At 32.7% G+C, this 13,221-nt stretch carries 6 protein-coding genes; 4 read left to right on the forward strand and 2 right to left on the reverse strand.

The window, feature by feature from the left end; genetic code table 11:
- The first annotated feature begins 114 nt into the window (after positions 1–114).
- Genes RHP49_05565 through RHP49_05580 form a run of 4 tightly spaced genes read left to right on the forward strand, consistent with a single transcriptional unit; the run spans position 115 to position 11,798 of the window.
- Positions 115–4,173, forward strand: a complete 4,059-nt coding sequence (locus RHP49_05565; GenBank protein WNH13722.1) for an FG-GAP-like repeat-containing protein — start codon at positions 115–117, stop codon at positions 4,171–4,173.
- A 32-nt stretch (positions 4,174–4,205) separates the two neighbouring features.
- Positions 4,206–6,116 (forward strand): rhamnogalacturonan lyase, encoded by a 1,911-nt coding sequence (locus RHP49_05570; protein ID WNH13723.1) that lies wholly within the window; start codon positions 4,206–4,208, stop codon positions 6,114–6,116.
- A gap of 10 nt (positions 6,117–6,126) precedes the next feature.
- Entirely contained in the window at positions 6,127–8,997 is a 2,871-nt protein-coding gene (locus RHP49_05575) for a glycoside hydrolase family 2 TIM barrel-domain containing protein (protein ID WNH13724.1), read from the forward strand.
- A 26-nt stretch (positions 8,998–9,023) separates the two neighbouring features.
- Positions 9,024–11,798 carry a beta-galactosidase gene (locus RHP49_05580; GenBank protein ID WNH13725.1) on the forward strand — a complete coding sequence of 925 codons (2,775 nt, stop codon included), beginning with the start codon at positions 9,024–9,026 and terminating at the stop codon, positions 11,796–11,798.
- A gap of 9 nt (positions 11,799–11,807) precedes the next feature.
- Here the strand turns inward: RHP49_05580 and RHP49_05585 are convergent, their stop codons facing one another.
- Together RHP49_05585 and RHP49_05590 are read right to left on the reverse strand one after the other, a co-directional pair.
- Positions 11,808–12,530, reverse strand: coding sequence for a geranylgeranylglyceryl/heptaprenylglyceryl phosphate synthase (locus tag RHP49_05585; protein WNH13726.1), 723 nt, complete (start codon positions 12,528–12,530; stop codon positions 11,808–11,810).
- On the reverse strand, positions 12,523–13,158 hold the full coding sequence (locus RHP49_05590; protein WNH13727.1) for a 4'-phosphopantetheinyl transferase superfamily protein: 636 nt from the start codon (positions 13,156–13,158) through the stop codon (positions 12,523–12,525). The genes RHP49_05585 and RHP49_05590 overlap by 8 nt, the downstream gene beginning before the upstream one ends.
- Positions 13,159–13,221: the final 63 nt, after the last annotated feature.

Consider the following 13,221-nt stretch of genomic DNA (forward strand, 5'->3'; position numbering starts at 1 on the left):
TTTATTACCTCATTTATGTTCTTTTCAAGATAAGGAATAACTATTTATATAATCTCCATTTTAAATTTGTTATGATTTTATAATAATCCGTTTTAATTATAATTTTATAAAAAAATGAAACATACTTTTATTTTTAAATATGCACCTTCTGCAATAATTTATATTTTCATACTTTGTATCTCCTCTCTAAAAGCACAAAATTTTACTCGAATAGAATCTGTTGCAGGGCTAAGTATATTAGAAGAAAACAATGGTGTTTCCATAGCAGATTATAACCGTGATGGTTATCTTGATGTTTTTGTGGTTGCTTTAGGAAAAGATGAAGATGGCATTGCTAAAAGTCATAGCCGCTTATTTAAAAATAATAACGACGGTACTTTTATTGATGTAACAGAAGCCTCTGGTTTACGTATCGATTTGTTTCCTGTAAATGAGCAAGAAGGCGTGTTTAAAAATTTAGAAGGCGTTAAATATGGCGCTTTTTGGGGTGATTATGATAATGATGGATTCCCAGATTTATTTCTAACAAATATTTATAAAATATATCTTTTTCACAATGAAGGTAATGGAACTTTCCAAGATATCACCACTCAAGCAGGCTTTCAAAAAAATAGTACCTGTTTAAATACCGGAGCAACTTGGTTTGATTATAATAAAGATGGATTCTTAGATTTATATATATCAGATTGGAATGGATGCGACAGCAATAAACTTTATGAAAACAATGGAGATGGCACTTTTTCTAATGTTACAAATTTATTTGGAACTTTAGAAAACAAACAATCTTTTATGAGTGTTCCTTTCGATTTTAATAGTGATGGTTGGCTAGATTTATATGTAGTAAATGACAATGCTACAAAAAAAAATGATTTGTTTATAAATCAAAATGGAACAAGTTTTATTGAACAGGCAAGTACTTATGGATTAGACCATGCTGGAGATGATATGGGAATTGCCATTGGTGACTACAACAATGACGGTTTTTTTGACATACATGTAACAGCCATAAACATAAGTCCTCTTTTCTTGAATAAAGGAAATAACACATTTAATAACGCAGCTCCTGAATTAGGTGTCGAATTAACTGGATGGGCATGGGATACCGTGTTTTCAGATTTTGACTTAGATGGCGATGAAGATTTATTTATAGTTAATGGATTTGATTTTGGAGGAAATAGCACTGAAAATAATATTTATTTTGAAAATTTTCATGCAAATGGAGAACCTAAATTTATTGATAGTTCAAGCAAAACTAATTTAGAAGCCTTAACAATTAGTATGGGTGCCGGCATTTTTGATTTTGACAACGATGGTGATTTAGATATATTAGTAACAAATGCAGATAGACCTTCCTATTTATACGAAAACAAAACAACCGATTTAGCGTTACCCGATAAAGATTTGCATTGGTTTAAAGTTTCCTTACAAGGTACCACATCCAACAGAGACGCTATAGGAACAACGCTTTCAATAACTACTGATCAAAAAACCTTACACCGCTATTATTCAGGAAAAGGGTTTTTGTCACAAAATTTAAAACCAGTTCATTTTGGACTGGGAACAGCTACCGAAATTCAAGAATTAAAAATTACATGGCCTTCAGGACTGGTTGAAACTTTTAATAACCTCCCTTTAGATAAAACAATTCTAGCCAAAGAAGGGGCTAATTATGAGGTTTCCACCACACAACCTAGTATTAAGGTTTATGGCTGTACTGATCCAGATTCATGCAATTACAATCCAAATGCAACCATTAGTTCAGGAGAGTGCTCTTATCTGGAGTCAAAATCTATTTATGGAAACGTAAATGCTATCCAATTGAGTACTGAATTTTATAGCTATCCTCTATCAAATGGTTCTTCAGTCACTTGGAAAGTTGATGGAGGTAACATTTTAGAAGGAAGTGGTAGCAGCATTATAAAAGTTAAATGGGATAATACAACTATAGGTACCGTTACTATAATAGAAAGTAATGATAATTGCTCAAGCCAAAATGTAGAATTAAAGGTTAACCTAAGATCTGAAAATGACTCATTTACCATAATTCCCAGAAAATCCGTGGCTCGATTATGGAATGAAGCCTTATTAGATGCTATTCGAAGAGATTATGCACGCCCTACTGTTCACGCTAGGAATCTATTTCATACTAGCGTAGCCATGTATGATGCATGGGCCATATATGATTCCCAAGCAAAACCATACCTTATTGGAAATACAGTACATGGGTATTTAAATAAATTTGATGGTTTTGAAACATCTGAAAACTTGAGTGACGCACGAGATAAAACGATAAGTTATGCGGCCTATAGACTATTACAATATCGTTTTAGAGATTCACCAAAACATGATGAAGTATTCAAAATTTTTGATGATTTGATGACTGAATTAGGCTATAGCCTAAACGAACTATCAGCTGACTATTCTAATGGAAATGCGGCAGCATTAGGAAATTATATAGCCGAAACAGTTATCGATTATGGACATACAGATGGTTCAAATGAAATAAATAAATATAGCAATCAGTATTATAACCCTATAAACTCGCCTCTTCTATTAAATAATCCCGATCAAATTAATGAACCTTTAATAAACCCGAATAGATGGCAACCATTAAGCTTTGATACTTTTATAGATCAAAGTGGTAATTTAATTGAAGGCTCTACACCTGATTTTTTAGGTCCCGAATGGGGCAATGTAAAACCTTTTAATTTTAATGAAGCTGAAAAAACAATTTATTCACGATCAGGAAATCAATATATTGTTTATGATGATCCTGGAAGTCCTCCGCAACTGGATGTATCAAAATCAACACCCTCAAGTGATGCTTATAAATGGAACTTTTCATTAGTTTCAATTTGGAGCTCACATCATAACCCTTATGATAATGTTATGTGGGACATCTCACCTAAATCTATTGGGAATATTAATTTTGAATTGATCCCTAGAGAACAGGAAAATTACAAATATTTTTATCAGGAAGAAGATGGTGGGGATATAAGTTCTGGACATGCTATTAACCCGTACACCAATGCTCCATATGAGGAGCAAATAGTACCAAGGGGTGATTATACTAGAGTTTTAGCTGAGTTTTGGGCAGACGGACCAGATTCAGAAACACCTCCTGGTCATTGGTTCACAATACTTAATTATGTTAGTGACCATGAGTTGTTTGATAAAAAATTCAATGGAAAAGGAGATAAACTTAATAATCTTGAATGGGATATAAAATCCTATTTTATTTTGGGAGGAGCTATGCACGATTCTGCAATAGCTTCATGGAGTATTAAAGGATGGTATGATTATATAAGACCCATTTCTGCCATACGCTTTATGGCAGAAAGAGGTCAAAGCACAGATTCTTCTAAAGACAATTATAATGTTGCGGGCATTCCATTAAAAGATGGATATATTGAAACTGTGGAAGAGGGCGACCCTTTAGCAGGTAATGCAAATGAAAACGTTGGAGAGATTAAAGTTTTAGCATGGAAAGGTCATGATTATATTAGTGATTCTAATACCGATGAAGCTGGAGTAGGTTGGATTTTAGCAAAAAATTGGTGGCCATATCAAAGACCATCTTTTGTCACACCTCCTTTTGCAGGGTACGTTTCTGGACATTCAACGTATTCAAGAGCTGCAGCAGAGGTTATGACACTAATTACAGGAAGTGAATACTTCCCTGGTGGGATGGGAGAGTTTATTGCTGAAAAAGATAATTTTTTAGCCTTTGAAAAGGGACCTTCGGTGGATGTTACATTACAATGGGCCACGTATCGTGATGCTTCTGATCAATGTAGTTTATCAAGAATATGGGGAGGCATACACCCCCCTGCAGATGATATTCCCGGAAGAATAATTGGAGAAAAGATTGGCCAAAATTCATTCTATTTTGGAAAGGATTATTTTCAAGAGAATATTAAAACAACCAATAAAGAGCAATTAATATATCCTAATCCAGTAAATGCCTCACTAAATGAATTACATATAACAAATACTGAGAGCTCCGATGCATTTAACCTTTTCGATATTAATGGAAGACATATCAAATTAATAGATATTCAATATTCTGAAAACCTTAAAGCGACCATATTAAAATTTCCAAATACAATTACAACAGGGGTTTATATCCTCAAAATAAATAATAATTCAAAAAAATTAGCATTTACAAATTAGAAAATAACCTTCCAGTTTACCAATTAAAAAATATGAAGAAAGAACTACCAACAATTACTTGCCTAAAAATTATGCTATTTATTGCTGTATTTGGATTTTTATCAATGTCGGTTATCGCTCAAAAACAAATGGAAAATTTAGACCGTGGGGTATTAGCTGTTAGAACCAGTAGTAGTAAAGTTTTGGTAAGTTGGAGAATTTTTGGAACAGAATTCTCAACAGCTTCCTACAATGTATACCGAGGCTCTACTAAAATAAATGCAACCCCTATTACTGGTGCAAGTAATTTTGAAGACACAACAACTACCAATAGTACTTACAGTGTTTCTGCGATTATTGATGGAGTTGAACAACAACTGTCAAATACTGTTAATACATGGGCGGATATTTATAAAAAAATACCTCTAACGCCTCCTCCTGGTGGAACAACTCCCGATAATATTTCATATACTTATACTGCTAATGATGTATCGGTTGGAGATTTAGATGGTGATGGGCAATATGAACTTGTTTTAAAATGGACACCTACTAATTCCCATGATAATGCCCATAAGGGCTACACAGGAAATACGTTTCTCCAAGGATTAAAAATGGATGGCACTATTTTATGGACTATAGATTTAGGTAGAAATATTCGTTCTGGAGCTCATTACACACAATTTATGGTGTATGATTTAGATGGTGACGGAAAAGCGGAAATTGCTTGTAAAACTGCAGATGGCACAATAGATGGATCTGGCACTATTTTAGGAGATAAAAATGCAGACTATAGAGACAATAGAGGTTATGTTTTAGAAGGATCGGAATATTTAAGTCTCTTTTCAGGCGAAACAGGAGTTTTTATTGCTACACAAGACTACATTCCTGCAAGAGGAAAAGTATCTGATTGGGGAGATAGTTATGGCAATAGGGTCGATCGTTTTTTGGCATGTATTGCTTATCTTGATGGTAAACGCCCTAGTGTTGTTTTTACTAGAGGCTACTATACACGTACGGTTTTAGCAGCTTACGATTATAGAGATGGACAATTAACCAATCGTTGGGTGTTTGACACTAACAAAAAGGGCAATGAGAAATATTTCGGACAAGGAAATCACAATATAGCAGTAGGTGATTTAGATGGTGACGGAAAAGATGAAATTCAATTTGGATCTTGTGCCATAGATGATAATGGTACTGGATTATACTCTACAGGTTTTGGTCATGGAGATGCTGCACATTTAGGAGATTTTAACCCTGAACATGAAGGATTAGAATATTTTATGGCTCACGAAGAAGCAAACAACCCTAAGGTACCACAGATTGATTATAGAGACCCTAAAACTGGTAAAGTTTTCTGGAGTATTCCTGGTAATGGAGATATAGGTCGTGGAGTAACTGCAGATATAGACCCAAACCATATTGGCACAGAAAGTTGGGCATCTAACGGATCTGGAATACACAATACAAAAGGCGAAGTAATTTCTACAACGTATCCCACTGCTGGTCGAAGAGGTGCTAGCTTTAACATGTTTGCATGGTGGGATGGAGATTTATTACGAGAAATAGTAGATAAAACAGTAATTGCCAAATGGAAACCAGAAACCAAGACTACAGAAATATTACTTAAAGGTTACAACTATGATGGCATGAATTTAAAAAGTAATAACTGGACTAAATCTAACCCTTGCTTAATTGCAGATATTTTAGGAGATTGGAGAGAAGAGATTATTTGGAGAAATGAAGAAAACACAGCATTAGTAATTTTTTCTACACCTTATCCAACAACCAAAAGAATTTTCACATTAATGCACGACCCATTATACCGTACAAGTATTGCTTGGCAGAATGTAGCTTATAATCAACCTGCTCACACTAGTTTTTATTTAGGACATGGCATGAAAAAGCCTCCTGCTCCTAAAATTTATTTAGCAAAAAAAGAAATAAACTCTAAAAGAAATTAAAAATTATTACATGAATATCTTTCAAAAAAAAAGCTTAAATATATCGATAAAATTAGGGGCGCTCTTTGTAATAATATTCACAATAGTACAATGCGCCACTCCTACTAAACAAATTGATCTAAAAGGAAATTGGTCGTACAAACTAGACAAAGAAAACGTTGGTTTAAAAGAAAAATGGCAAACTCTTAAATTCAAAGATACCATTCAACTTCCAAGTTCTTTGAGAGATAAAGGCATTGGAGACAATCCAACATTAACAACCGAATGGACAGGAAGTATTTACGATAGCACATGGTTTTTTAACCCAACAATGCGTAAATACAGAAAAAAAGATAGCTTAAAATTTCCATTTTGGTTAACTCCAGACAAACATTATGTAGGAGCTGCTTGGTATCAAAAAGACATTATAATTCCAGAAAACTGGAAAGACAAAACCTTAGGTTTAGAATTAGAAAGACCACATTGGCAAACTCAAGTTTGGATAGACACTGTTTATGGTGGCTCTCAAAACAGTTTATCGGCATCTCACCAATATACTTTTAACCAAAATATAAATCCAGGAAAGCACACAGTAACTATTCGTATAGATAATGCCATAAGAGACTTAGATGTTGGCATTAATTCGCATAGTATTTCAGACCATACACAAGGAAATTGGAACGGCATTGTTGGAAATATGATTTTGTATCCAATCAATGAATATAAAATAAATCAACTTAAAATAACTCCTAATCTTAGCGATAAAAACATTCAAGCTAAAATCATTCTGAATAAAAAAACACAAGAAAATTTAAAAGTCTCAATTAAGATAAATGGTTTAAATCATGAACAGCATTTAGAACCTTCAACTTTCAACTTTGAAAATAATTCAACCGAATGTATTATTAAAATCCCAATGGGTGATGATTTTAAAACTTGGAGCGAGTTTAATCCAAACCTATATAAAATTGAAGTCGCCATAGAAAATGAAGATGGTATTCAAGATGTAAAAGAAGATGTTTTCGGAATGCGAGCATTCACTATAGAAGAAAAACATTTCAAAATAAATGGCACTCAAATATCTTTAAGAGGCACTACAGAATGTAGTGTATTTCCGCTAACGGGTTACCCTCCTACAGATGAAGCTTCATGGACACGTATTTATGAAATATGTAAATCATTCGGATTAAACCACATGCGTTTTCATTCGTATTGCCCGCCAGAAGCTGCCTTTATAGCAGCAGATAAAGCGGGGATTTACCTGCAAGTTGAAGGTCCAAGTTGGGCAAAATATTCTGTTAGTTTAGGAAACGGAAAACCCATTGATACCTATTTAATGGAAGAAACAAAACGCATTATTGATGCTTACGGCAATCACCCTTCGTTTTGTATGATGGCTTATGGAAATGAACCTTCTGGAAATTATGTTCCTTATTTAGAAAATTGGGTGAGTCATTTTAAAGCTTATGATCCTCAGCGTGTATTTACTGGAGCATCAACAGGTAGAAGCTGGTCTATTATTGAAAATAGCGATTTTATTGTGCGCTCTCCTCCTCGTGGTTTAAATTGGAAAAATGAACAACCACAAAGCCTATTTGACTACCGAGATAAAACTGAAAACCAAAATAGGCCTTATGTCACTTTCGAAATGGGACAATGGTGTGTGTATCCTAATTTTGATGAAATTAAAAAATATACAGGTCCACTAAAAGCTAAAAATTTTGAATTGTTTCAAGAAGATTTAAAAGATCACCATATGGCAGATCAGGCAAATGATTTTTTAATGGCATCGGGTAAATTACAAGCTTCTTGCTACAAACAAGAAATAGAAGCGACTTTACGAACTCCTAATTTAGCAGGGTTTCAGTTGCTAAGTTTAAATGATTTTTCTGGTCAAGGCACTGCGCTAGTTGGAGTTTTAGATGCTTTTTGGGATGAAAAAGGATACATTTCTGCTGAAGAATTTAAATCGTTTTGTAATGATGTTGTACCACTTGTAAGATTACCAAAATATACGTTTTATAATGATGAAACTTTAATAGCTAATGTTGAAGTTGCTAATTTTAGTGGTGAAGTATTAAAAGATGCAAACTCAAAATGGGAATTACTTAATGAAGAAAACACAATACTTCAATCAGGACATTTAAATTCAGAAGCTATTCCTATTGGAAAAGGCAATAAAATTGGAGACATTAACTTACCATTAAATTTTATAAATAAAGCTTCAAAATTAACTTTAAAAGTTCATGTAGGAAACTATACAAATCAATGGTATGTTTGGGTATATCCTAAAACTGAAACAAAGGTTAATGTTAATGACATCTACATCACCAAAAGTTTAGATAAAAAAGCAACTCAAATTTTAAAACAAGGCGGCAACGTATTATTACTTGCTGCTGGTAAAGTAGAAAACGGAAAAGATATTGTGCAGTATCAAACCCCTGTTTTTTGGAATACATCTTGGTTTAAAATGAGACCACCACACACAACAGGCATTTTACTGAAAGACAAACATCCTGTGTTTAATGATTTTCCAACAGATTATTATGCTGATTTACAATGGTGGGAAATTGCAAATAGACAGCAAATTATGAATTTAGAAAACTTCCCGCCTAATTTTAGACCAATCGTTCAACCTATTGATACTTGGTTTTTAAATAGACGATTAGCAATGCTTTTTGAAGCACATGTAAATGGTGGAAAGTTGATAGTTTGTAGTATTAATTTAGATGGAGTTAATGACAACCAACCTGTAGCAAAACAATTATACAAAAGCATTATAAGCTATATAAATTCAGATGATTTCAAACCTAATGATACTATTTCATTAGACATTATTAATGAGTTATTTGAAAAGAAAGAACGTACAATATGGAATTCTTATGTAAAAGAAAATCCATAAATATTACTTAAAAACGTTTAGTTATTATGAAGTTTTACTTTCATTATATTCTCATTTTATTATTAGCTACAAAGTCTGTTAATAGTCAAACGATTACTATTGACGCACAAATTGAAACTCCAAAAATTATTGAGAATAGCTTAAAAATGGGTAATCCAGGATCAACTGGAAAAGAAATTACTATAAACAATAAGTTCTTATCATTAGCAAGCAAACCCATGATTCCTGTTATGGGAGAAATTCATTTTTCAAGATGTAATCCTGATAAGTGGGAAGATTTAATTCTAAAAATGAAAGCCAATGGCATTACCATTATTTCTACCTATGTTTTTTGGATTTATCACGAAGAGGAAAAAGGAACTTTTAATTGGGAAGGAAGTAAAAACTTAAAACGTTTTATAGAGCTATGTAAAAAGCATGATGTTTGGGCATATCCTCGAATTGGTCCATGGTGTCATGGCGAAGTTAGAAATGGTGGATTACCAGATTGGATTGTGAACCAAGAAGCATTTAAACCACGAACTAACGATGCCAAATATCTTGAATATGTTGACCAATGGTATCGTGAAATTTCCGAGCAATTAAAAGGACTTTATTATAAAGATGATGGTCCTGTTATTGGAATTCAATTAGAAAACGAATATTGGAGAGGAAAAGGAGGCGAAAAACACATCATGACTTTAAAAAATATAGCTTTAAACTACGGCATTGATGTGCCCATGTATACCATTACTGGCTGGAGAAATACGTCTACTCCAGAAAATGAAGTTATACCGCTTTGGGGAGGTTATCCTGCTGCTCCTTGGAATACCAATATTAAAGAAATAAAATCTAATGCCAGTTATGTGTTTAACAAACCTATAAACGATCAAAGTATAGGAAACGAAGCCAGTACTACTAAATACCAACCAAATTACTCGTTATACCCATACTTTACTTGCGAATTAGGAATTGGCAACCAAATTTCAGAACACAGAAGACCTGTTTTAAACCCTATTGACGGCATAACTATTGCAACATCAAACGTAGCTTCTGGAAGTAACTTACCAGGATATTATGTATTTGCAGGTGGCTTAAACCCTGTTGGAAAACTCACCACATTGCACGAGGAAAGATATGAATCTGGTTATTGGAATGAATACCCAATTATATCTTATGATTTTCAAGCTGCTTTAAGAGAAACTGGCGAAATATCATCAGCATATCATAAATTAAAACCTTTACATTATTTCTTGTCGGAGTTTGGAGAGCAACTTGCTCCCATGACACCCATTATTCCTTCAAACAACGACAATCCAGACGATTTGCAATACGCTTTTAGAGTAAAAGATAATAGCGGGTATTTATTCGTTTCAAATTATTATAGAGGACATAAAAAAACTACTAAAAAAGATGTACAATTTCATATTAAATTAAAAGAAGGAGATATTAAAATTCCATCTTCATCAATAAACATAGAAGACAGCACCGTTTTTATATGGCCTGTAAATCTTAAAATGGGTAATAATATATTAAAATATGCCACTGCCCAACCCATTTGTAATATTAAAACTAAAAAAACTGAAGACTGGTATTTTACGGAAACGAAAAACATAAACACCGAGTTTCTATTTGATTCAAAAAGCATTGGGACAGTTACTATTAATGGTCTAAAGCAAGAAAAAAAGAATGATGGTTATTTATTGAATACTATTAAATCAGGACTAAGCAATCCTATTATTATTAAAAATAGGGATGGTTCTGTGAAGCGCATTTTTGTATTATCAGAAAAGCAAATGGATAACTTTTGGTATTTCAAAAGCAAAAACAAAACATATGCATTTCTCTCTACAGCCCATTTAGTGATGAATGAAAATGAAAATCTACACGTGTTTTCAACTCATGAAACCGATGAAGTTATTGCATTAAACAGCACATTGAAATCATCAAGCAAAACTAAAAACGGCTTTAAATATTACACCATAAAAAACGAAAAAAATAACATCAACTTTAATCTTGAAAAAGTCGATTTAATTGATGAAGCAAAATGGCTTCAAATTTCACCAGAGAATTATCAAGATAAAAATGAGATGTATCACAAACAGTTTTTTAAGCATTTTAAAGTTGAAAACACTGCAGACATCAAAAAAGCCACTTTTCATTTTCTAACAGAAGAAACTTGTATAATTCGTATCAATGGTAAATGGCTCAATCAAAACATAGCTATTGAAAAAACAAGCCAATTAGACTTTACAGGGTATTTTAAAAAAGGAGAAAACGACATCCTATTAGATTTTCCTTATGTAAAAAATAAAAAAGCTTTTGTTGGTGTTTTAGAAGTTGAATTCTATAACGCAAACAAAATACTTATTCCAACAGATCTAAGCTGGCTAAACACAGAGCAATACAAAATTCCTGCACCTTGGGATCTTGTTCGTAACAAAACAAAACCTGTAATAACAGAAAAACCAATCCAATATCAAGATTTTGGTTTCACACCAAACAGATACCAACTAACTTTAGATAAAACTCAAATAGACACATACAAAAACATATATTTAAGACTTAATTATTCTGGAGACAAAATAACATGCTATTCTGGCGAAAATTTGGTTGCAGATAATTTTAATAACGATACTACTTGGTCTATAAATCTTACTGATATTAAATTAGAAAAAGATGTGCCATTAATTTTTGAAATTGAACCCTACGGAGAAAATCCTAAAATTTATTTTGACTTACCTCAAATTTTAGATAAAACAAAAATAAATTCAATAGAAATAAATGAAGAATATCTGAACGTTTTTGAGCTAAAAAAATAGAAAAACCACCTATTTCAAATCATCAAAAAACGATTCATCATCTTCAAAAGCAGTACCAATAACAACCATATCGGCTCCGGAATTATAAGCGTTCTCTAATTGTTGTTTACAACGAATTCCGCCACCAACAATAAGCGGGATTTTTAGGTTTTTTTTCACAAGAGGAATAATGTCTGCATCCACAGGCACTGTGGCTCCACTACCCGCTTCTAAATACATGAGTTTCATACCCAACAACTCGCCTGCTTTTGCGGTATCTATAATGTTTTGAATATTATTTCTTAACATAGGCTTGGTGTCAGTAACACACGCTACAGCAGTTTCTTTTCCACTTTCAATCAAAATATAGCCTGTTGAAATTACTTCTAAACTTGTGTTTTTTAATTTTGAAATAGAACGCACATGCTTCCCTATTAAATATTCAGGGTTTCTACCAGAAATCAAACTTAAAAACAATATAGCATCGGCTTCATCAGTAATTTGTGAAACATCACCAGGAAATAAAACAATTGGTAAATTGGTGTACTTTTTAATTTCAGTGACCAAAATTTCTGTCGAATCAACATCTACTGTACTACCGCCAACAAAAATATGAGTGGCTATAGATGTATTTACTTTTTTAATAAAACGGCACGTAGTTTCAATTAAAAACTTATCAGGATCTATTAAAACTGCTAGTAGTTTTTCACCATTTAAAATCGAATCATTTATGTTGTTATAAATATTATTCATTAGGCGCCATAGCAAAAGCACAGGTAAAACCTTCAAACTCTAAAAATTGAATATCATAACGATGCTTTTTCGTTTTATAATCAATCCAAGCATTCGTTTCTTCATCTATTATTTCAAACGGGATGACCAAACAATGCTTTTTAAAGCTTAATCCAGGGGTCGCATACAACTTATATAACGATTCTTTTATACACCAAATAACTGTCAATTTTTTTGTATAACTTATATCCCTTTCATTTAAATAATCAAACTCATAATCAATAAATTTATGAGCGATAACATTTATTTTATCACGTTGCTTTTCAATATCAACACCTATAATTAAATCGCTTATTATAACTGCAGAAAAAATAAAGGAGTGCGTTATAGAAATTTGCTTACCATCTTTTAAATGTGGTTTTCCATTTTCATCATAAAACAAATCGGAATCCTCATATCCAAAGGCTGCTAACAAATGACGTACACTTAAAAACCCACGCTGATGCAACTCACTTTTCATACCTAAAACACGCTCTAAACTTTCGGGTTTTAAATTAATGGGGTGCATTAAATCATTAAAAGACTCTTCTATCTTCCAGATTTTAACAACAGTTTGTGAATTTGGTGTAATGGTTTTATAAAGTGGCATTTAATATTCTAAATGTTATTAGTTATCTTTGCACCGCCAATGGCATATTAAACATTTTTGATA

The sequence above is a fragment of the Flavobacteriaceae bacterium HL-DH10 genome (genome assembly GCA_031826515.1).
Taxonomy (GTDB): domain Bacteria; phylum Bacteroidota; class Bacteroidia; order Flavobacteriales; family Flavobacteriaceae; genus Thalassobellus; species Thalassobellus suaedae.

Excerpts from the sequence above, each read along its gene's own strand:
- RHP49_05565 (WNH13722.1), top strand. The coding sequence starts at position 115 with ATGAAACATACTTTTATTTTTAAATATGCACCTTCTGCAATAATTTAT.
- RHP49_05570 (WNH13723.1), top strand. The coding sequence starts at position 4,206 with ATGAAGAAAGAACTACCAACAATTACTTGCCTAAAAATTATGCTATTT.
- RHP49_05575 (WNH13724.1), top strand. The coding sequence starts at position 6,127 with ATGAATATCTTTCAAAAAAAAAGCTTAAATATATCGATAAAATTAGGG.
- RHP49_05580 (WNH13725.1), top strand. The coding sequence starts at position 9,024 with ATGAAGTTTTACTTTCATTATATTCTCATTTTATTATTAGCTACAAAG.
- RHP49_05585 (WNH13726.1), bottom strand. The coding sequence starts at position 12,530 with ATGAATAATATTTATAACAACATAAATGATTCGATTTTAAATGGTGAA.
- RHP49_05590 (WNH13727.1), bottom strand. The coding sequence starts at position 13,158 with ATGCCACTTTATAAAACCATTACACCAAATTCACAAACTGTTGTTAAA.